The 21,979-nt window shown below is 59.3% G+C and carries 17 protein-coding genes; 10 read left to right on the top strand and 7 right to left on the bottom strand.

The window, feature by feature from the left end; translation table 11 throughout:
* Window positions 1-9 precede the first annotated feature (9 nt).
* From IF199_RS04285 to IF199_RS04275, 3 genes are read left to right on the top strand one after another with little or no spacing between them, the layout of a single operon-like run.
* On the top strand, window positions 10-936 hold the full coding sequence (locus IF199_RS04285) for an ABC transporter permease subunit (RefSeq protein WP_192559770.1): 927 nt from the start codon (window positions 10-12) through the stop codon (window positions 934-936).
* Between the two features lie 10 nt (window positions 937-946).
* On the top strand, window positions 947-1,915 hold the full coding sequence (locus IF199_RS04280) for an ABC transporter ATP-binding protein (protein ID WP_192559769.1): 969 nt from the start codon (window positions 947-949) through the stop codon (window positions 1,913-1,915).
* Entirely contained in the window at window positions 1,915-2,895 is a 981-nt protein-coding gene (locus tag IF199_RS04275) for a peptide ABC transporter ATP-binding protein (RefSeq protein WP_192559768.1), read from the top strand. The genes IF199_RS04280 and IF199_RS04275 overlap by 1 nt, the downstream gene beginning before the upstream one ends.
* A 103-nt stretch (window positions 2,896-2,998) precedes the next feature.
* On the opposite strand, the gene IF199_RS04270 is transcribed toward IF199_RS04275, so the two are convergent.
* The 3 genes from IF199_RS04270 to IF199_RS04260 form a co-directional block, all read right to left on the bottom strand.
* A complete protein-coding gene (locus tag IF199_RS04270) occupies window positions 2,999-3,256 on the bottom strand; it encodes a hypothetical protein (protein ID WP_096818890.1) in 258 nt (85 codons plus the stop codon).
* 156 nt (window positions 3,257-3,412) lie between these two features.
* Window positions 3,413-4,648 (bottom strand): MFS transporter, encoded by a 1,236-nt coding sequence (locus tag IF199_RS04265; protein WP_192559767.1) that lies wholly within the window; start codon window positions 4,646-4,648, stop codon window positions 3,413-3,415.
* Between the two features lie 134 nt (window positions 4,649-4,782).
* The gene (locus IF199_RS04260) at window positions 4,783-6,366 is read right to left on the bottom strand and encodes a peptide chain release factor 3 (protein ID WP_192559766.1); all 1,584 of its coding nucleotides are present in this window, start codon (window positions 6,364-6,366) and stop codon (window positions 4,783-4,785) included.
* A gap of 357 nt (window positions 6,367-6,723) precedes the next feature.
* Between IF199_RS04260 and IF199_RS04255 the strand changes: the two genes are divergently transcribed.
* From IF199_RS04255 to IF199_RS04235, 5 genes are all read left to right on the top strand, one after another.
* Window positions 6,724-7,413, top strand: a complete 690-nt coding sequence (locus IF199_RS04255; RefSeq protein ID WP_192560906.1) for an ABC transporter permease — start codon at window positions 6,724-6,726, stop codon at window positions 7,411-7,413.
* 21 nt (window positions 7,414-7,434) lie between these two features.
* Window positions 7,435-8,328 (top strand): glycine betaine ABC transporter substrate-binding protein, encoded by an 894-nt coding sequence (locus IF199_RS04250; RefSeq protein WP_192559765.1) that lies wholly within the window; start codon window positions 7,435-7,437, stop codon window positions 8,326-8,328.
* A gap of 13 nt (window positions 8,329-8,341) precedes the next feature.
* Window positions 8,342-8,995, top strand: coding sequence for an ABC transporter permease (locus IF199_RS04245; protein WP_085729571.1), 654 nt, complete (start codon window positions 8,342-8,344; stop codon window positions 8,993-8,995).
* Complete coding sequence (locus tag IF199_RS04240; RefSeq protein WP_085685646.1) at window positions 8,992-10,146, top strand: osmoprotectant ABC transporter ATP-binding protein OsmV; 1,155 nt, start codon at window positions 8,992-8,994, stop codon at window positions 10,144-10,146. The genes IF199_RS04245 and IF199_RS04240 overlap by 4 nt, the downstream gene beginning before the upstream one ends.
* 581 nt (window positions 10,147-10,727) lie before the next feature.
* Window positions 10,728-11,891 carry a type III PLP-dependent enzyme gene (locus IF199_RS04235; protein WP_102619415.1) on the top strand — a complete coding sequence of 388 codons (1,164 nt, stop codon included), beginning with the start codon at window positions 10,728-10,730 and terminating at the stop codon, window positions 11,889-11,891.
* A 43-nt stretch (window positions 11,892-11,934) separates the two neighbouring features.
* On the opposite strand, the gene IF199_RS04230 is transcribed toward IF199_RS04235, so the two are convergent.
* The 4 genes from IF199_RS04230 to IF199_RS04215 all read right to left on the bottom strand — a co-directional run bounded on the left by IF199_RS04230 (window position 11,935) and on the right by IF199_RS04215 (window position 16,753).
* The gene (locus IF199_RS04230) at window positions 11,935-12,813 is read right to left on the bottom strand and encodes a hypothetical protein (RefSeq protein WP_244142441.1); all 879 of its coding nucleotides are present in this window, start codon (window positions 12,811-12,813) and stop codon (window positions 11,935-11,937) included.
* Window positions 12,814-12,858: 45 nt separating this feature from the next.
* Entirely contained in the window at window positions 12,859-15,078 is a 2,220-nt protein-coding gene (locus tag IF199_RS04225; protein ID WP_192559763.1) for an alpha-xenorhabdolysin family binary toxin subunit A, read from the bottom strand.
* Between the two features lie 235 nt (window positions 15,079-15,313).
* Window positions 15,314-16,072, bottom strand: a complete 759-nt coding sequence (locus IF199_RS04220) for a tetratricopeptide repeat protein (RefSeq protein ID WP_244142440.1) — start codon at window positions 16,070-16,072, stop codon at window positions 15,314-15,316.
* Window positions 16,073-16,753: a Fe2+-dependent dioxygenase gene (locus tag IF199_RS04215; RefSeq protein ID WP_085698411.1), complete on the bottom strand. Its 681-nt coding sequence runs from the start codon at window positions 16,751-16,753 to the stop codon at window positions 16,073-16,075.
* A 207-nt stretch (window positions 16,754-16,960) separates the two neighbouring features.
* Here IF199_RS04215 and IF199_RS04210 point away from each other — a divergent pair, with 207 nt between their 5' ends.
* Together IF199_RS04210 and IF199_RS04205 are read left to right on the top strand one after the other, a co-directional pair.
* Window positions 16,961-19,285: a TonB-dependent receptor gene (locus IF199_RS04210; protein ID WP_102619411.1), complete on the top strand. Its 2,325-nt coding sequence runs from the start codon at window positions 16,961-16,963 to the stop codon at window positions 19,283-19,285.
* A 132-nt stretch (window positions 19,286-19,417) separates the two neighbouring features.
* Window positions 19,418-21,946, top strand: coding sequence for a PepSY domain-containing protein (locus IF199_RS04205; RefSeq protein ID WP_192559762.1), 2,529 nt, complete (start codon window positions 19,418-19,420; stop codon window positions 21,944-21,946).
* Window positions 21,947-21,979 lie beyond the last annotated feature (33 nt).

The following is a 21,979-nucleotide window of genomic DNA, read 5'->3' as shown; positions in this document are numbered from 1 at the left end:
ACAATATCCATGAGCACTCCAACTTCCTCAGTAGCCACCGCCGCCACCGCTGCGGATCAAAGCCTGCTGTACCCATCGCCGTACAAAGAGTTCTGGCAAGCGTTCTCCAAGAACAAGGGCGCCGTTGCCGGCCTGTTGTTCATGTTGCTGGTGATTTTCTGCGCGATCTTTGCGCCGTGGGTTGCCCCGCATAACCCGAGCGAGCAATACCGTGACTTCCTGCTGACGCCACCGGCGTGGCTGGAAGGTGGGCAGATGCAGTTCCTGCTCGGCACCGATGAATTGGGCCGCGACCTGCTGTCGCGTCTGATCCAGGGTTCGCGCCTGTCGCTGCTGATCGGCCTGTCGTCGGTGGTGATGTCGCTGATCCCGGGGATTCTGCTGGGTCTGTTCGCAGGCTTTTTCCCGAAAATGATTGGCCCGACCATCATGCGTCTGATGGACATCATGCTGGCCCTGCCGTCGCTGCTGCTGGCCGTGGCGATCGTCGCCATCCTCGGCCCTGGCCTGATCAACACCGTGATCGCCATCGCCGTGGTTTCGCTGCCGTCCTACGTACGTCTGACCCGCGCTGCGGTGATGGGCGAACTGAACCGTGACTACGTGACCGCCGCGCGCCTGGCCGGTGCCGGCCTGCCACGCCTGATGTTCATCACCGTGCTGCCGAACTGCATGGCGCCGCTGATCGTTCAGGCGACCCTGAGCTTCTCTTCGGCGATCCTCGATGCCGCCGCCCTGGGCTTCCTCGGCCTCGGCGTCCAGCCGCCAACCCCTGAGTGGGGCACCATGCTGGCTTCGGCCCGCGACTACATCGAACGCGCCTGGTGGGTAGTGAGTCTGCCTGGCTTGACCATTTTGCTCAGCGTGCTGGCAATCAACTTGATGGGCGACGGTCTGCGCGATGCGCTGGACCCGAAACTCAAGAACGCCGCCTGAGGAGATTCCCATGTCACTGTTAGAAATCAAGAATCTCAACGTACGCTTCGGCGACAAGAACGCCACACCGGTGGTCGACGGCCTCGACCTCAAAGTGGACAAGGGCGAAGTCCTGGCCATCGTGGGCGAGTCGGGTTCCGGCAAGTCCGTGACCATGATGGCGCTGATGGGCCTGATCGAGCACCCTGGGATCGTGACAGCCGACTCCCTGAGCTTCGACGGCAAAGACATGCTCAAGTTGAGCAATCGCCAGCGTCGGCAGATCGTCGGCAAAGACCTGTCCATGGTGTTCCAGGACCCGATGACCGCGCTCAACCCGAGCTACACCGTCGGTTTCCAGATCGAAGAAGTGCTGCGCCTGCACCTGAAAATGTCCGGCAAGCAAGCGCGTAAACGTGCGATCGAACTGCTGGAAAAAGTGGAAATCCCGGGCGCCGCGAGCCGTATGGACGCCTATCCGCACCAACTGTCCGGCGGTATGAGCCAACGTGTGGCGATTGCCATGGCGATTGCCGGCGAGCCGAAACTGCTGATCGCGGACGAACCGACCACCGCACTCGACGTGACGATTCAGGCGCAGATCATGGACCTGCTGCTGGCGTTGCAGAAAGAGCAGAACATGGGCCTGGTGCTGATCACCCACGACCTCGCCGTCGTGGCTGAAACCGCCCAGCGCGTGTGCGTGATGTACGCCGGTCAAGCCGTTGAAGTCGGTCAGGTGCCGCAACTGTTCGACATCCCGGCCCACCCGTACAGCGAAGCGCTGCTCAAGGCGATTCCGGAACACAGCCAGGGTGCCGAGCGTCTGGCGACCCTGCCGGGCATCGTTCCCGGCCGCTACGACCGTCCGCAAGGCTGCCTGTTGTCGCCACGCTGCCCGTACGTGCAGGACAGCTGCCGCACGCAGCGTCCGACCCTTGACCCGAAAAGCAACAGCCTCGCCCGCTGCTTCTACCCGTTGAACCAGGAGGTGGCGTAATGGCCGTCGTACTTACCGCCCGCGACCTGACCCGTCACTACGAAGTCTCCCGTGGCCTGTTCAAAGGCCACGCGACCGTACGCGCCCTCAACGGTGTGTCGTTCGAACTGGAAGCCGGCAAGACCCTCGCCGTTGTGGGCGAGTCGGGCTGTGGCAAGTCCACCCTGGCCCGCGCCCTGACCCTGATCGAGGAGCCGTCGTCCGGTTCCCTGAAAATCGCCGGGCAAGAAGTGGCCGGCGCCGACAAGGCCCAGCGCAAGCAACTGCGCAAAGACGTGCAGATGGTGTTCCAGAGCCCGTACGCCTCGTTGAACCCACGGCAGAAAGTCGGTGACCAGCTCGGCGAGCCGCTGCTGATCAACACCAACCTGTCGGCTGCCGAGCGTCGCGAGAAAGTCCAGGCGATGATGAAGCAGGTCGGCTTGCGTCCCGAGCACTACCAGCGTTATCCGCACATGTTCTCCGGCGGTCAGCGTCAGCGTATTGCACTGGCTCGCGCCATGATGCTGCAACCGAAAGTGCTGGTGGCGGACGAACCGACCTCGGCGCTCGACGTGTCGATCCAGGCCCAGGTGCTGAACCTGTTCATGGATCTGCAGCAGGAGTTCAACACCGCCTACGTGTTCATCTCGCACAACCTCGCGGTGGTGCAACACGTGGCCGATGACGTGATGGTGATGTACCTCGGTCGCCCGGTTGAAATGGGCCCGAAGAACGACATCTACGAGCGCCCGCTGCACCCGTACACCCAGGCGCTGTTGTCGGCGACCCCGACCATCCACCCGGACCCGAACAAGCCGAAGATCAAGATCGTCGGCGAGTTGCCCAACCCGCTGAACCCGCCGCCGGGCTGTGCTTTCCACAAGCGCTGCCCGTACGCGACCGAGCGTTGCAGTACTGAAGAGCCGGCGTTGCGCCATCTCGACAATCGGCAAGTGGCTTGCCACTACGCCGAACAGTTCCTCGACGGCGCGGCCTGAAAAAACCCGCCCTGTTGCCGGGGCGGGCTGATGAGTTGACCAAACCTCTTCTTCTTCGATTGCGCATCAGTCGGGGAAGAAGGGGTTTTCTTTTGTCTGCAATCTACGTCTGGCTGTCGCCATCATCCGGATCATCGGTATCCGGCTCGTCGGTGGTCGAGTCGTCATCGTCCTTGCTGCCGCCCTGATCCTGATCACCCGGTTCGGACTCGGACTTGGCGAGCATGATCACCGCTGCGTGGCCATGGGTAGCGTTAAAACCTTGCGGTGGGCCGCCAGTGCTCGCCCATGCCGCCGTGGTGCCGAGCGTCAGCATCACCAAAACCTTAAGCAACAACACTATGCGTTGAAAAATGCTCATGAGCGTTTCCATCCTTTCGTGATTGAAGCCAGAGTGCCGATCCGGCGCTGAATAAAATCTAGTTCCGATCAGCCGGGTTCACCAGATAGGACGCTAACCAATGCCCATAATTGCTGCGGGTGGACAGACCGCTTTCGAATAACCTCCATAACCGGATCAGCTAAGCGAGGCGGCCTTGCGGGTTTGCAAGGGCTGCTTGCCCGTCACCCGCAAACGGGTCGCCAGATACACCAACGGGACGGACATCAGCGCCAGCGCCGCACTGGCCACCCAGACGCTGTGACCACCGAACTGCCCGTAAAGCTGACCGCTCAGCACCGGTGACAGCAGCGCGCTCGCACTCCAGGCCATGAAAAACAGACCGAAGTACTGACCGCTTTTTCCGCGTTGCGCATGCTGCATGACCAGCACGTTCAGCGGCGGCATGAACAGCGCTTCACCGAGGGTCCAGACCACCGTCGACAGACAGGCATAAAACAAACCGGAACCCAGCGGCAACATGCCGAGCCCGACCGCCAGCAGTATGCAGCCGGCAATCAACGGCCAGCGCGAGCCCCAGCGTTCGCCCCAATGCGAGATTGGAATCTGTAACGCCACGACAAGGACTGCGTTGATCGCGAACTGCCAGCCAATGGCTTCGGTGCTCAAGCGATAGTAATCGCGCAGGTAGTTGCCGAGCGTGCTGTAGACCGTGTCGAACGCCATGCCGAGCAGGACGGTCGCCGCCAGCAGCCAGAGGAATGGCTTGTCGCGATACGGCAGGCCGGAGCCGGTCTGCGCCTCAGGTGTTTCTTGCGGGACAAGAATCGGTCGTCGCCAGGTCGTGCGGACAAACCAGAGCAACGCCACCAGCGTCAGCGCCGCACTGATGAAGAACACCCAGCGAAAATCCGTCTGCGCCAGCACACCGCCCGCGATACCGGCGGCGGCCATCCCGAGGTTTCGCGCGATACGGCTCAAGGCCTGCGCCCGTGGGCGCTGCGCAACCTCGCAATACTCCATGATCAATCGTTGATGCAGCGTACGGATCGCGCCGTCGATCGTACCGCTGAGCAACAGCAGCCCGGCCAGCAACGGCACCTGCGTGACCAGCCCGAGCCCCAGCAGCACCCACGCTGAAACGAAGAACAGCGTCGCCGTCAGCCGAGCGGTGCGGACATGGTCACTGAGCAAGCCGCCCAGCATCGAACCGATCAACAGCCCGCCGCCATACGCCGCCAATAGCCAACCAACGGTCTCGATGGCGAAGCCCAGTTCCTGACGCAGATACAGCGCCATGAACAGCTTGACCATGCTGCTCAGGCGATTGATGAACAACAGCGCTGCCAGCACCCAGGCCATGGTGCTGAAGTAACCGTCGAGTCGCAGCAGATGAATCAACCGACCGGTCATTACCTTGATCCCTCCTTGATCATTCTTCGCCGCAGGTTCGCACCCGGATCAAATGGACCCGCCCATACTCAATCAACAGGCAAAAAAAAGCCCACTGTTTTATCAGTGGGCTTTCGGGTGTCGCCAATCAGCGCTTAGTGATGCTCACGCGTCGCACGGAATTTCACGTCCGGCCAGCGCTCTTCCATCAGGGCCAGGTTGACGCGGGTCGGAGCGAGGTAGGTCAGGTGACCGCCGCCGTCCAGTGCCAGGTTTTCCACAGCCTTGTTGGAGAATTCCTCCAGCTTCTTCTTGTCGCCGCATTCGATCCAGCGCGCGGAGTACACGGTGATCGGCTCGTAGGAGCACTCGACCTTGTATTCCTCTTTCAGGCGGCTGGCGACCACATCGAACTGCAGCACACCGACGGCGCCGAGGATGATGTCGTTGCTGCGTTCCGGGAAGAACACCTGGGTCGCGCCTTCTTCGGCCAGCTGTTGCAGGCCCTGGCGCAGTTGCTTGGATTTCAGCGGATCACGCAGGCGTACGCGGCGGAACAGTTCCGGGGCGAAGTGCGGGATACCGGTGAAGCCCAGGCTTTCGCCTTCGCTGAAGGTGTCGCCGATCTGGATCGTGCCGTGGTTGTGCAGACCGATGATGTCGCCGGCGTACGCCTCTTCCAGTTGCTCACGCTCGGAGGAGAAGAACGTCAGGGCGTCGCCGATGCGCACGTCCTTGCCGGTGCGCACGTGGCGCATCTTCATGCCTTTCTCGTACTTGCCGGAGCAGATACGCATGAAGGCGATACGGTCGCGGTGTTTCGGGTCCATGTTCGCCTGGATCTTGAAGATGAAGCCCGAGAACTTCTCTTCCACCGGCTCCACGGTGCGCTCGTTGGCCACACGGGCCAGCGGACGCGGTGCCCAGTCGACCACGGCGTCGAGAACGTGGTCGACACCGAAGTTGCCCAGCGCCGTACCGAAGAACACCGGGGTCATCTGACCGTCGAGGAACTCCTGCTGATTGAATTCGTGGCAGGCGCCCTGCACCAGTTCCAGCTGTTCGAGGAAACGATCGTACTCGTCGCCCAGGTGTGCGCGGGCTTCGTCGGAGTCGAGCTTCTCGATGATCTTGGTTTCGGTGCGTTCGTGACCGTGACCGGCGGTGTAGACGATGATGTAGTCGTCGGCGAGGTGATACACGCCCTTGAAGTCGCGGTAGCAACCGATCGGCCAGGTGATCGGCGCAGCCTTGATCTTCAGGACGGCTTCGATTTCGTCGAGCAGTTCGATCGGGTCGCGGATGTCACGGTCGAGTTTGTTGATGAAGCTGACGATCGGCGTGTCACGCAGACGGCAGACGTCCATCAGCGCAATGGTACGTGGCTCTACACCTTTACCGCCGTCGAGGACCATCAAGGCCGAGTCCACCGCCGTCAGGGTGCGGTAAGTATCTTCGGAGAAGTCTTCGTGGCCCGGGGTGTCGAGCAGGTTGATCATGTGTTCGCGATATGGGAACTGCATGACCGACGTGGTAATCGAGATACCCCGCTGCTTTTCCATCTCCATCCAGTCGGATGTCGCGTGGCGGTCGGATTTACGGGATTTCACCGTACCGGCCACCGCAATCGCCTTGCCCATCAGCAAGAGCTTTTCGGTGATGGTGGTTTTACCGGCATCGGGGTGGGAAATAATGGCGAAAGTGCGGCGTTTCGCGACTTCGGCGGCCTGGTTGGTCATAGGAAATCGCCTGGCGGTGATTCAAAAAAGGGCCGCGATTATAGCCCAAGTCAACGCAATAACCGAACCGTTGAGCACATTAAGGGTGGCCAAATGCTGCCGTGGATGGGAACCTTTTAAAGCACGGAGACGTCCATCCCCTGTTACGACTTTTCGTCAGGGGCTGAAAAATCAGCAAGTTAGCCTGACGAGGCTGCGCTCATGGCTCGCTTTCAGACCGCTGTTGCCGGTGCTGGGGGAGCTGCTTCTCGCGAACGTTATTTTCCCGGCAGCCAGGCATGGCATGCCACTCGGGACGGCGTTCGCCGACTATAAAAAAGGAGTCCGCCTGTGGCTATCCGCTATGGCAAAGGGCTGATGGGAGGTGCGGTGGTGATCGCGCTCCTGGCCCTGCTGGTCCACTGGATCGGCATCAACACGATCGAACACTACCGCGACGATTTGTTGTTTTACCTGCAAGCTCATCTGATTCTCGTCCTCGCTTCAATGCTGGCCGCCCTTGTCGTGGGCATCCCCGCCGGTATCTTCCTGAGCCGCCCGACCATGGTCGGCCGCGCCGAACGCTTCATGCAGATCTTCAACATCGGTAACACCGTGCCACCACTGGCCGTACTCGCGATTGCCCTGGGGGTTCTCGGCATCGGCAGCGGACCGGCGATCTTCGCCCTGTTCCTCGCCTCTCTTTTGCCGATTGTGCGCAACACCTACGAAGGCCTGAAAAACGTCCAGGGTTCGCTGAAAGAAGCCGCCGTCGGCATCGGCATGACCCCGCGTCAGGTGCTGTGGCAGGTCGAATTGCCCAACGCCGTGCCGATCATCATCGGCGGTGTGCGCGTGGCGCTGGCGATCAACGTCGGTACTGCGCCGCTGGCCTTCCTGATCGGCGCCAACAGCCTCGGCAGCCTGATTTTCCCCGGCATCGCCCTGAACAATCAGCCGCAACTGCTGCTCGGCGCCGCGTGCACCGCGCTGCTGGCCCTGCTGCTTGATGGCGTGGTCACCCTCGCCAGCCGTCTCTGGCTGGAACGCGGTTTGCGCCCGTCTTAAGGCTTCGGCAAAGGAATATTCATGAAACGACTTAGCTTGATTCTAGGCTGCGCCCTGCTGTTCGCAGGATTTGCCCAGGCGGCGGAAAAGCCGCTCATTCGCCTCGGTGCCCGAGTGTTTACCGAACAAACCCTGCTCGCGGAAATCACCGCCCAATACCTGCGCAGCAAAGGCTACGACGCGCAGATCACCGGTGGTCTGGGCAGCAACCTGGCCCGCAGCGCCCACGAAAGCGGGCAACTGGACATGCTCTGGGAATACACCGGCGTGTCGCTGGTGGCCTACAACCATGTCACCGAAAAGCTCGATAGCGAACAGTCCTACGCCCGAGTGAAAGAACTCGACGCGAAAAAAGGCCTGGTCTGGCTGACGCCGTCGAAATTCAGCAACACCTACGCCCTCGCCCTGCCGAAAAAAGTGGCCGAGGAATACCCGCAGATCAGCAATATCAGTCAGCTGAACGATGTGCTGCGCAGCGAAGCCAAGCGCAATCATCTGGTGGCGCTGGACACCGAGTTCGCCAACCGCTCGGACGGTCTGGACGGCATGGTCAAGCTGTACGACATGAACCTGACCCGCCAGAACATCCGGCAGATGGACGCGGGGCTGGTCTACACCGCACTGCGCAACGGGCAAGTGTTTGCCGGTCTGGTCTACACCACTGACGGTCGCCTCAACGCGTTCGGGCTGAAGCTGTTGGAAGACGACAAGCATTATTTCCCGGACTACACCGCCGCCCCGGTGGTGCGTCAGGCCTACCTCGACGCCCACCCGCAACTGGCGGAGCAACTCAAGCCGCTGGCCGAATTGTTCGACGACGAAACCATGCGTCAGCTCAATGCGCGGGTCGATGTCGATCACGAGAGCCCGTCAAAAGTCGCTGCAGATTTCCTGCGCCAGCACCCACTGAACTAAAGGAGGAAAAGTCATGGAATTCCTGAACGCCTTTTCCCACCTCGACTGGCAGCAGGTGATGCACCTGACCTGGCAACACATCACCCTGGTCGGCATCGCCGTCAGCCTGGCGATTCTCATCGGCGTACCGCTGGGCATTCTGATGACGCGTTTCCCGAGCCTCGCCGGTCCCTTGCAGGCCAGCGCCACGGTGCTGCTGACCGTGCCGTCGATTGCGTTGTTCGGCCTGCTGCTGCCGTTCTACTCCAAATTCGGCCAAGGCCTTGGCCCGATGCCGGCGATCACCGCCGTGTTCCTTTATTCACTGCTGCCGATCATGCGCAACACCTACCTCGCCCTGACCGGTGTCGAGCCGGGCATTCGCGAAGCCGCACGCGGCATCGGCATGACCTTCGGCCAGCGCCTGCGCATGGTCGAGTTGCCGATTGCAGTGCCGGTGATCCTTGCCGGCGTGCGCACCGCCGTGGTGATGAACATCGGCGTGATGACCATCGCCGCAACCATCGGCGCCGGCGGTCTTGGCGTGTTGATCCTCGCCTCCATCAGCCGCAGCGACATGTCGATGCTGATCGTCGGCGCGCTGCTGGTCAGTCTCCTGGCGATCTTCGCCGACCTGTTTTTGCAGTGGCTGCAACGCTCTTTGACTCCAAAAGGATTACTCAAATGATCGAACTTCAAAACCTCAGCAAGACCTTCCAAAGCAACGGCAAAGATGTGAAAGCCGTGGACTCGGTGAGCCTGACCGTCAATGAAGGCGAAATCTGCGTATTCCTCGGGCCATCGGGTTGCGGCAAAAGCACCACGCTGAAAATGATCAACCGCCTGATCAAGCCGACCTCCGGCAAGATCCTGATCAACGGCGAAGACACCACCGACCTCGACGAAGTGACCCTGCGTCGCAACATCGGCTACGTGATCCAGCAGATCGGTCTGTTCCCGAACATGACCATCGAAGAGAACATTGTGGTGGTGCCGAAACTGCTCGGCTGGGACAAACAGAAATGCCACGACCGCGCCCGCGAACTGATGAGCATGATCAAGCTTGAGCCCAAGCAATATCTGCATCGTTATCCACGCGAATTGTCCGGCGGCCAGCAGCAACGGATCGGCGTGATCCGTGCACTGGCAGCGGATGCACCGCTGTTGCTGATGGATGAACCGTTCGGCGCAGTCGACCCGATCAACCGCGAGATGATCCAGAACGAGTTCTTCGAAATGCAGCGCGCGCTGAACAAGACCGTGATCATGGTCAGCCACGACATCGATGAAGCGATCAAGCTCGGCGACAAGATCGCGATCTTCCGCGCCGGCAAGTTGTTGCAGATCGACCACCCAGACACACTGCTCGCCCATCCGGCAGACGACTTCGTCAGCAACTTCGTCGGCCAGGACAGCACGCTCAAACGCCTGCTGCTGGTGAAGGCCGAAGATGCCGCGGACAACGCGCCATCGGTCAGCCCGGAAACCCCGGTGGCCGATGCGCTGGAATTGATGGACGAACATGACCGTCGCTATGTGGTGGTCACCTGTGCCGAAAACAAGGCACTGGGGTATGTACGACGTCGCGACTTGCACCGCCAGACCGGCACCTGCGCGCAGTTCCTGCGCGAGTTCAACGCCACGGCTGCATACGACGAGCATTTACGCATCCTGTTGTCACGGATGTACGAGTTCAATCGGGCGTGGCTGCCGGTGATGGATGCCGAGCGGGTGTTCCTTGGCGAGGTCACCCAGGAGTCGATTGCGGCGTACCTGAGTTCGGGCCGATCACGCGGAATGAAGACCAATATCGTCTCGCCAGCCGAGGCGGTGGCCTGATCAAAAACAAAAGGGCTGTTCGACAGCCCTTTTTTTCGACCGCCGGATCCTGAAAGCCGGGATTTTTTTGCCGACGATGAGCCGGCAAGAAATATCAACACATCAGAGGGCCGAACCCGGCCGGTTTTATCAGTCTCAACCAGCAACTTCCCCCTCACCTGCCCTTCTCGCCGCCAACGTCGCCGATGTTGAAGTGATCGCACTTATCTGCGACTTGGCGCGCATCAGCTTCGAACGTGCAGGTATTTTTAACACCTGAAAATTATTGCGGAACATCTGACCGTCATCTCGGTCGGCTACAAAGAGTGATATCCGCGACGCACGTCAGAAGCGTGCAAAAACGCGACATTTTTAGTTGATCTCAGGCCCCTCACGCCCTAAAGTTCGCGCCGAACGTCCATGCTGGAAACGATCCATCCGGCTCAAGTACTGACGACGAGACAGCAAGGCCAAGGGCAGCGACCCATGGCCTTTTTGCTTTCGGCGACATGCCTTGGGAAGTAGGCGAACCAAAGTGGGGATACGGAGGGCGTTCATTTGCACCCATTGTTTTTACGAGTTTGCCCATAGGAGCTCCCAGCATGTCGATCCAGGTCGAAGACTATTTCGCGCGCGCCACTTTTGACAAAATGAAGGCGTTCGCCGACAAACAGGAAACCCCGTTCGTGGTGATCGACACCGCGATGATCGCCCAGGCCTACGATGACCTGCGCGCCGGTTTCGAATTCGCCAAGGTCTACTACGCGGTCAAGGCCAACCCGGCCGTCGAGATCATCGACCTGCTCAAAGAGAAAGGTTCGAGCTTCGACATCGCCTCGATCTATGAGCTGGACAAAGTGCTGGGCCGTGGCGTCAGCCCGGACCGCATCAGCTACGGCAACACCATCAAGAAATCCAAGGACATCCGCTACTTCTACGAGAAGGGCGTGCGTCTGTTCTCCACCGACTCCGAAGCCGACCTGCGCAACATCGCCAAGGCTGCGCCGGGCTCGAAAATCTACGTGCGCATCCTGACCGAAGGCTCGACCACGGCTGACTGGCCACTGTCGCGCAAATTCGGCTGCCAGACCGACATGGCCATGGACCTGCTGATCCTCGCCCGCGACCTGGGCCTGGTGCCTTACGGCATCTCGTTCCACGTCGGCTCGCAACAGCGCGACATCAGCGTCTGGGACGCGGCGATCGCCAAGGTCAAAGTGATCTTCGAGCGCCTGAAGGAAGAAGACGGCATCCACCTGAAGCTGATCAACATGGGTGGCGGCTTCCCGGCCAACTACATCACCCGCACCAACAGCCTGGAAACCTATGCCGAAGAGATCATCCGCTTCTTGAAGGAAGACTTCGGTGATGACCTGCCGGAAATCATTCTGGAGCCGGGCCGTTCGCTGATCGCCAACGCCGGTATCCTGGTCAGCGAAGTGGTACTGGTTGCACGTAAATCCCGCACCGCCGTCGAGCGCTGGGTTTATACCGATGTGGGCAAATTCTCCGGCCTGATCGAAACCATGGACGAAGCGATCAAGTTCCCGATCTGGACCGAGAAGAAAGGCGAGATGGAAGAAGTCGTGATCGCCGGCCCGACCTGCGACAGCGCCGACATCATGTACGAAAACTACAAGTACGGCCTGCCGCTGAACCTGGCGATCGGTGATCGCCTGTACTGGCTGTCGACCGGTGCGTACACCACCAGTTACAGCGCCGTAGAGTTCAACGGCTTCCCGCCGCTGAAATCGTTCTACGTGTAAGCGACGCTTCAACTGAAAAGGCCCATGCATGCATGGGCCTTTTTTATTTGCGCAGCCAAGTCTCTAGGTGATTGATCATCGCCATGAACTCTTCAGCGCCCTCCTTCGAGGCGGCGAGCTGGAAATTCAACTCCCCGAGTTTCGATACACGTTCAGCTCTCAACAACTCATTGAACACAGTATCGATGCGCAAGCCGGTCTCTTCGAGAAACACGCTGAGTTGCAAACTCACGGAAGCCAGTCCGTTAAACAACGCGGCGATATCGGTTTTGTACTCTGCGGCTTTTACGAGCGGATCAGCTGACGACCAAGCGAAGTCCCAGACTGGTGCTGTACGCGCTTCGCGAAACAACTCCTCGACCACTGTTGGTTGGGTATGACACTGGCACGAGCGATGATCCATCGCCCTGATGAACACCGACTTAAGCCCGAACGACTCGTCATGCACCTCAGCGATGGTGTATTTCAGTTGGCGTATCGCCGCCCTCAACGAGGAAAACCGAAGTGCCAGTTCGTGAACAAGGTCCGGCACATCGGTGGGGGGAAACAACTTCCAGGTTGGCGACCTGGATAAACTGTACAACTTGAAATCCACCTGACTGAGGGGCTCGTTCCTTGAAGTGTTTTTGATGATTTCCTGAGTTTCAGCAGTGAACAGGGCGAGATCCGCAACATAAGTGCTGCACAGGCGCCGAGCGTCTTCGGTGCATTGCCAGAACTCCTGCAAGTAGCGCGCATTGAAGCTGGCATTGTTCAAACGCGAATCGTTGTCCAGTACGGCCAGTTGATGACCGCTGGCTCTGCGGCGCTCAAACACCAAAGGAATGTTGTTGAAGGTAGGGTGAAGAGAAACCAGGAAATTGGTATATCGGTCCAGTGTCCGCCGTTGTGCTGCGCAGAACTCATAGGCAAGTGTATTCATGACTGATCGGGAGACGGTGGGCACGACACCCACCGCCTCGACTCCTTACTGCTGAAGCGTTTTCAGATACTGCCTGACGTCGGCAATCCGGGTGAGTGCGGCAGCCGTCCGTTGCTCGGCAGGCTGCGACTTGTCCTGTTTGAAGTCTCGGGCGAAAGACTCGAATACGGCCACCAGATTCGAGAACTCATTCACGTAACTCCAACGCTCTTCGTCCAGTTGGTCGAGGACTTGCACCAGTTGAATCTTTCCATCGATCTGGGCGATCTCGTTGACGTGCTTCTTCAACTGCGCCCTCAGATCAGCCGCCTTATCCTTGATCTGGTTGTAACCCGCCAGCATGTTCAGATAGGAAATGGCCTCACCGATACCCGCGATCATTTTTTTCAAGGTATCAATGGCGAACAACGCGACTTGAACCTGCGGTGGTGCCAGCCCCAGTGCTTTCAGGTTATCCAGTGTCAGTTGGGCTTCCTGACCGATTTTCTCCACACCGGCTTTCGCGATCAGCTCGAGCGCTTCAGATACCGCTTTCATCTGCTTTTCGAAATCGACGACTTTTTCTTCCGATTTGACCTTCAGTGCCTCCGTGAAAGCCCGGTCCTGCTGCAGCGTCACGATCCATTGCGCCGAAGCCGATCGGTCATAGGCGGCACTCAAGCTGCTGTGCGTCATCTTCAAGTCACCTGTGTGCTCGGAGATTTTCATCGATACATTCTTGAGTTCGCTTTCCATTTCCTCGCGGATTTCATCCGCGTCTTCCGGATATTCGAGAAGTTCGGCCTGAGATATTTCCAGCTTGTTCTGCGCACGCTCCAGATTGATCCCCGTAGTCTGGGCCTGATTACGAAGTTCGAATGTAGCTTTCTGGATAGCCACCGTCAGCCCATTCATTGTGCGGACGGTACCCGGCAGATAATTGAATTGCTCACCCAGCATTTGTGCAGTGACATTGCTTGTTTGAACAGCTGCAGCGCAGGAACGCAAAGCAACGATGTCAAAATCCGAAACGGCTGGATGATTATTTGGCGACAACATAGTTGTTTTACTCCCGAATACTGTAAAGCGGTTTCCATATTCTTTATCTGCCGCAGCGAAGACATCCAACAGCTGATCGGAACTCACCTTGATCTGCTCCCACGGATCAATAATGCCGAGAATCTGATTTTTGAATTTCCTCAGGGAAGTGGCTTCCTCAAGCAGATCAACTTCTTTGACAGATGCAGTGATATAAGTACTCAGTGCATTCCAGACCAGCATCAGGTTTTGCGTGGCGACTTCAGCTTCAATCGCTACATAACTCAGGTTCTGTAAATCATCGCGCACTTTGTTCAGGGAACTCAGCGTCTGGTTTTTGCTGGCCATTACCTGGTTGGAAGCCTGTTGCTCTGCCTTCAACCTGTTTCGCTCCTTGCGGATTTTTTCAGCCTTGACGCCCTGATAGATGCCGAGAATCAAACCACCGATATTCAGTGTCGCTGCTGACCTGATCGCTTCCTGAACCAACTGATCATATTGTTTGTTCAGCTCATCGATTTCTTTCGAGCGCTGGTCGATTTCGTCCTGCAGGGCCTGGATGTCTGCCTGATAGGTATTGCGCGACACGAACTCCAGTCGCAGCCTGATCTCCGGCAGCACGATCTCGCGCATGTCAGCGCCAAAACTGTCGAGCTCTGATCTGACATACTCGGCCTTCGCGTGGCATTGCATGACTTTGGCCAGCATGTCATTGAGGTAGACCTTGATTTCTGGCACATCACCGGACGGCAAACCCAGGTCTGGAAGACCCGGAATCGTGCGTTTCAACTCCAGATACTCTTCCGGCGTATTGATATCGTATTCCTCCAGATACCTGGAGGCTTTCAGGTCTTCGTAGATCTCTACGATTCCTTCACCCGTACGAATAATGCTGCCGGCAAAAATCTTCAGATCAGTCCCGGTGAGCATGATTTTTTCACGCAACGGCGACCAGCGTTTCGCATGGTCATAGGTGTAGGTGAATGTCCGCAGAAAGTCTGCTGCCTTGAGACCAACGCCCCCTGCATCCCCGGCGCCATAGTTTAGATAGGCAACGACATCCGCCAGCCGAACGGGAAGCGACAACCCCAGCACTTCATACTTGCGCAGGCTGACAATCTGTTCTTTGGTTAATTGAATACCGGTTTCCCGATTGTATTCTTCACTCTCGCCGAGCGAAGCACTTACAAACACCCGAGGCGCCTTTGCGGCGACCTCGGCAATCTTGCTGTCCATCTTGAATTCCATAAGAGACTCCTTGTCTTCTTCGGATATTTAATAAAAGTCGTTTTAGATATACGACATCATCGAGCGACTCATTCCAACTTGAGCGCCGACATCGCAAAACAACCTTAGGACAGCAAGACAATAATCAACAAGCACTTAAATATTAGCAATCAAGACAAACAAACCACTCACCCGCGCAAGCACCGAACAACAATCCGATCAACTTGATTAAATCAATCAACTGCAAAATAAATAACTACAAAGCAACTAGTTCTGCCAGCCGCAACTTATAAGCGTCGGACATTGCGCGTATTTGCGAGTACTGAGCATTCATCAAAGACTCACTGGCGACTCGCAGGAAATTCACGCTGCCCCCGTCCAGCGCCTTGCGCAGCCAGCCGAGTGCCTCATCGATGCGCCCGTCATCGGCAAGTATCGCGGCGTGACTGAACTGTCCACGAAAATCGCCGCCCTCGGCCGCACGGCGATACCAGTCGCGGGCCGTTGGCAGATCTTGCGGGCATTGACGTCCCTCTTCCAGATACCGGCCCAGCAGGTTCATCGACTTGGCATGCCCCGACTCGGCAGCACGGCGGTACAAGGCGAGGGCCAGCGCGTGGTTCTCGGGTATTCCACGCCCGGTGGCGTGCAGGTTTGCCAGGTTGTACATCGCCCAATCCAGCCCCGCGTCGGCGGCTGTTTGGTAATGGCGCGCAGCGCGCTCGGCGTCGGCCACACAACCCCACCCGTGTTCATGACAGCGGCCGAGCATGTTGCGCGCCATTAGATGACCTTGCCCGGCGGCAATTTCAAACCAGCGCAATGCCAGCGGTTGATCCTGAGCAATCCCATGACCATCAAGCAGAATCTGCCCGAGCAGCGCCTGCGCTTCGAGCACGCCCTCACCTGCCGCCATCAGAATCGCCTGAGCCGCGCGAGCCGGGCTTTCTTCGAGCATGGCGGTGAGGCGTTCACCGTCGAGGACCTCTTCGCGACGTAACCGAAAGTCCGCCACTCAGACCTCGACCCAACGGCGCAACAGGTTGTGATAGGTGCCGGTGAGGCGGATCAGCGAAGGGTGATCGGGCATGTCTTGCGTGAGTTGCTGGATCGCTCCGTCCATCTCGAACAGCAAGGCGCGTTGGCTGTCCTCGCGCACCAGGCTTTGGGTCCAGAAGAACGAGGCATACCGAGCGCCACGAGTCACCGCGTTGACTTTATGCAGGCTGGTGCCGGGGTAAAGCACCATGTCGCCGGCGGGCAGTTTCACGCGCTGGGTGCCGAAGGTGTCCTGGATTTCCAGCTCGCCGCCGTCGTAGTCCTCGGGTTCGCTGAAAAACAGCGTGGCCGACAGATCGGTGCGTACCCGCTCGATGCTGCCCTTGGGCTGGCGCACGGCGTTGTCGATGTGGAAATCGAAACTGCCACCCGCCGTGTAGCAGTTGAGTAACGGCGGAAATACCTTGTGCGGCAGCGCGGCGGACATGAACAGCGGATTTTTCCACAGGCGCTCAAGCATCGCGGCGCCGATTTCCTTGGCCAGCGGATGGCCTTCGGGCAGTTGCAGATTGTGCTTGGCCTTGGCCGATTGATAGCCGGCGGTGATCTTGCCATCGGCCCAGTCGGCCTGCTCCAGAGCCTCGCGGATGCGCCGCACTTCGTCTTTCTCGAACAGAGCGGGGATGTGCAGCAGCATGTCGAAGTCACCTGATGGCAAAGAGGCGGCAATGGTATTGATTCTTATTGGCTGTGTAAAACCCGCTAGACGAATGAACTGGCAAAAACCGTAAGGTTAAATTGTAAAGAATGTAAATTCAGTGCGGATAGCAATGTTTCGCAATTGATACGAATACCTGTTTACCCTATATTCCGCCGCCTCAAATCCTTGGGGAGGGGAATAAAAATGGCACGTCAACAAGCACAATTACCGGTCAGTTCACCACGTCTGCTCGCTTCCGCCATCGGCGTGGCAATCACCGCCGGCTCCGCTGGCCACATGGTGTTCGCCGCTGAAAAGACCGACAGCAAAGCCTCCGGCAATGCCATCGCCCTGGACGCCACCGCCATCACCGGCGAAGCCCAGGACTCGACGTCCTACCAGGTCGAGAAAGCCTCCTCGCCCAAGTACACCGCGCCGCTGGTCGATACGCCGCGCTCGGTCACCGTTATTCCGCAACAAGTCCTGAAGGACACCGGCGCCCTGAACATGCAGGACGCGCTGCGCACCGTACCGGGCATCACTTTCGGTGCCGGTGAAGGTGGCAACCCGCAGGGCGACCGTCCGTTCATCCGTGGTTTCGACGCCCAGGGCGACACCTACCTCGACGGCGTGCGCGACACCGGTTCGCAGAGCCGCGAGATCTTCGCCGTGGAAAACATCGAAGTCAGCAAGGGCCCGAACTCCGCCATTGGCGGTCGCGGCGCGGCGGGCGGCAGCATCAACCTGGTGAGCAAGAAAGCGCACCTGGGCAACTCGTTCGACGGTGGTTTCACCTGGGGTTCCGACCAGACCCAGCGCTACACCCTGGACGGCAACTACCAGTTCAGCGACACCGCAGCCGGCCGTCTGAACCTGATGAGCCACGAGAGCAACGTCGCCGGTCGCGACAGCGTCGACTACGACCGCTGGGGCATCGCGCCATCCCTGGCCTTCGGCCTGGGCACCGATACTCGCGTCAACCTCGACTACTACCATCTCGAAAGCAACGACACGCCGGACTCGGGCATCCCGTACACCATTCCGGCTGCCGGCTCGGCGGCACGTACCAAGTCCAATCCGGACAAGCCGTACTCGGGCGGCGATCACAGCAACTTCTACGGTCTGGACGGTCGCGACTTCCGCAAGGGTCGTACCGACACCGCGACGTTCGCCATCGAGCATGACCTGAATGACTCGCTGACCATCAAGAACACTCTGCGTCACGGCACCAGCATGCAGGATTACATCCTGACCCAGCCGGACGACAGCAAGGGCAACGTCAACAACGGCAGCGTCTGGCGTCGTGCGAACACTCGAGTGAGCAACACCGAGACCACCACCAACCAGACTGACCTGTTCGGTAACTTCTACGTTGCAGGCTTCAAGAACAGCTTCTCCACCGGTGTCGAATACACCCGTGAGGAAAGCCGCAAGTCCTCTTACAACGTCAACACCGATACCACGCCGCGCACCACCAACGTGCCGTCCAGCACCAACTGCACCCCGTCGATGATCGGCGCGTCGAGCGGCTACAACTGCACCTCGCTGTCGAACCCGAACCCGAACGATCCGTGGAACGGCGCCATTTCGCGCAACTACGCCGGCACTGACACCCAGTCCGATACTTACGCGCTGTATGTGTTCGACACCCTGGAACTGTCCCAGCAATGGCTGGTGAACATGGGCCTGCGTTACGACCACTTCGAAACCGGCTACCACACCTACAACAACGCTGGCACCACCACCGCCAAAGGTGCAGACACCAGCGAGTTCGTCACCGGTCAGTTCGGCATCGTCTACAAACCGGCAGAGAACGGCAGCATCTACGCGTCCTACGCCACTTCCGCCACGCCACCGGGCAACACCCTGGGCGAAGGCATGGACGGCAACCCGCTGGGCGGCACCACCGATCGCAACGGCAACCTGCTCAAGAGCGACATGGAGCCGGAAACCACCAAGAACTACGAAATCGGCACCAAGTGGGATCTGTTGAACGATCGCCTGTCGCTGACCGCCGACATCTTCCGCACCGAGAAAGAAAACGCGCGTGTCCAGGTTGATACCACGTCGTACGAAAACGCCGGCAAGACTCGTGTACAAGGTATCGAGCTGTCGGCCAGCGGCAAGATCACCGACAAGTGGCAAGTGTTCGCCGGTTACGCCTACATGGACAGCGAGCAAGTGGATGGCGGCCCGCTGAACCGTGCCACCGACGGCAACGAACTGCCTAACACGCCGAAAAACAGCGCCAGCCTGTGGACCACTTACCAGGTCACGCCGAAGCTGACCATCGGTGGCGGTGCGTTCTACGTGGATGACGTGTTCGGCAGCGTGGCCAACACCACCATGGTCGATTCCTACGTTCGCTACGACGCGATGGCTGCGTACAAGCTGACCAAGAACGTCGACCTGCAACTGAACGTGCAGAACCTGACCAACGAAACCTACTACGACAAAGCCTTCTCGACTCACTTCGCCAACCAGGCGGCGGGCCGTACGGCATTGCTGAGCACCAACTTCCACTTCTGATAGAAGCCGGAAGCCTCGGGCCCCGTTCATTCACTTGAACGGGGCTTTTGTGCGTAATAAAGAACGTTTCTCGATAAGCCACGGCATAATGCTCGCCGTGAACACAATTTCCGAACGGACAAGGCAAGCGACGTGTTGAAGAAAACCCTGTTCCAGTTGCACTGGTTTTTTGGCATCACTGCCGGGCTGGTGCTGGCCCTGATGGGCATCACCGGCGCTGCCTATTCGTTTCAGGACGAGATCCTGAAAGCCCTCAACCCATCCGTGTTGCAGGTGGAGAAGCAGGTGGCCGGCGTCCTGCCGCCCGCCGACCTGGTGGCGCACATCGAAGCGGCCTCGGGCAAGAAAGTCTCGATGCTCTCGGTCGAAACCGAAAGCGGCACCGCCGGACGCGTCTGGTTCACCCCGCCGAAAGGTGAGCGTCGTGGCGAGATGCGCTACTTCGATCCCTACACCGCCGAGTTCAAGGGCGAGGCCACCGGCCAGGACTTCTTCGGCCTGATGCTGCAACTGCACCGGTTCCTCGCCATGGGCGACACCGGTCGCAACATCACCGGCGCCTGCACCCTGATGCTGCTGTTCTTCTGCCTGTCCGGCCTGTACCTGCGCTGGCCGCGTCAGTGGAACAGCTGGCGCGTGTGGCTGACCCTGGACTGGAAGAAAAAGGGCCGCAGCTTCAACTGGGACCTGCACTCGGTGTTCGGCACCTGGTGCATGCTGGTTTACCTGCTGCTGGCGCTGACCGGTCTGTCCTGGTCCTACGAGTGGTACAACAAAGGCCTGACCAGACTGCTTTCCGATGCGCCGCAAAACGAACGCGTGCGCGGTGGACGCGGCCCGGCACCCGAAGGTCCGGCGCCGACTGCCGATTACGCCGCAATGTGGGTCAGCATCTACAGCTCCGCAGGTCCAGGCCTCGCCTCCTACAACATCCGAATGCCGCCTGTGGCCGGCCAACCGGCGACCGTGTTCTATCTGCTCGACAGCTCGCCCCACGAGCGCGCGCTGAACCAGATCACCCTCGACCCGGCCACCGGCGTCGTCAAACGCGTCGACCGCTACGCCGACAAAAGCTTCAAGGCGCAATTGCTGACCAGCATTTACGCGCTGCACGTCGGCAGCTATTTCGGTCTGGTCGGGCGAATCATCGTGACAGTCGCAGCGGTGCTGATGCCGCTGTTCTTTATCACCGGATGGCTGTTGTACCTCGATCGCCGCCGCAAGAAAAAGCAGATCAAAGATGCCCGCCAAGGCCTCGAGCAACCGACCGGTGACACCCCGGCATGGTTGATCGGTTTCGCCAGCCAGAGCGGTTTTGCCGAGCAACTGGCGTGGCAGACCGCCGGCCAGTTGCAGGCAGCAGGATTGCCGGTGAAGGTGCAGCCGCTGGCGAATGTCAGCGAGCAGGATCTGCAGGAATCCAACAATGCGCTGTTCGTGGTCAGCACCTTCGGCGACGGCGAAGCACCGGACAGCGCTCGCGGTTTCGAGCGCAAAGTGCTGAACAGCGCCTCGACCCTCGACAGCCTCAATTACGCCGTACTCGGTCTCGGCGACCGTCAGTATCAGCACTTCTGCGGTTTCGCCCGACGCCTGCACCAATGGCTGGGCGAGCATGGCGGCAAGACGCTGTTCGCTCCGGTGGAGGTCGACAATGGTGATCCTTACGCACTGCGTCACTGGCAGACCCAGCTCGGCCTGATCACCGGGCAAGCACCGGTCGACACCTGGCAGGCACCGAGCTACAGCAACTGGACGCTGGAACGCCGCGAACTGATGAACCCTGACAGCAGCGGTTCACCGGTTTTCCTGCTGGGTCTCTCGGCGCCTGACACCAGCAGCTGGCTCGCTGGCGATCTGGTGGAAGTGTTGCCACGCAATTGCCCGTGGGCCATCGAACATTTCCTCGACGGCCTCGGCATTCGTGGCGAAACCTGCGTGAAGGTCAACGGCCTGGAAGAATCGCTGGAAGTCGCCCTCGCCACCCGCCAGTTGCCCGAACACCGCGCCCATCTGGTGGGCCTGCATGCCCAGGCGCTGGTCGATGCGATGGTGCCGCTGGCGATGCGCGAATACTCGATCGCCTCGATTGCTGCCGACGGCGTGCTGGAATTGATCGTGCGTCAGGAACAGCATTCTGACGGCACCCTCGGCATCGGTTCCGGATGGCTGACCGAACATGCGCAGGTAGGCGGCAGTATCAGTCTGCGGGTACGCCGCAACAGCGGCTTCCATCTGCCGAACCAGCCGGTGCCGATGATCTTGCTGGGCAACGGCACCGGCCTTGCCGGCCTGCGCAGCTTGCTCAAGGCGCGGATTGCCGACGGGCAGCAACGCCACTGGCTGCTGTTCGGCGAGCGCAACCGGGAACACGATTTCCTCTGTCGTGCAGAGCTGGAGGAGTGGCTGATCAACGGTGATCTGGCGCGACTGGACCTGGCGTTCTCGCGGGATCAAGCCGAGAAGATTTACGTACAGGATCGCTTGCGCGAGTCGGCTGCCGAGCTGAAGAAATGGCTGGCGGACGGTGCCGTGATCTACATCTGCGGCAGCTTGCAGGGAATGGCTTCGGGCGTGGATCAAGTGCTGAATGAAGTGCTGGGGGCCGCCGAAGTCGAACGCCTGATCGAACAGGGTCGTTATCGCCGCGACGTTTACTGATTCACCTGCATTCCTGTGGGAGCAAGCCTGCTC

This window comes from Pseudomonas allokribbensis, assembly GCF_014863605.1.
Lineage (GTDB): Bacteria > Pseudomonadota > Gammaproteobacteria > Pseudomonadales > Pseudomonadaceae > Aquipseudomonas > Aquipseudomonas allokribbensis.
Note: the sequence above shows the minus strand (reverse complement) of the source record. Positions and strands in the feature narration are given on the sequence as shown.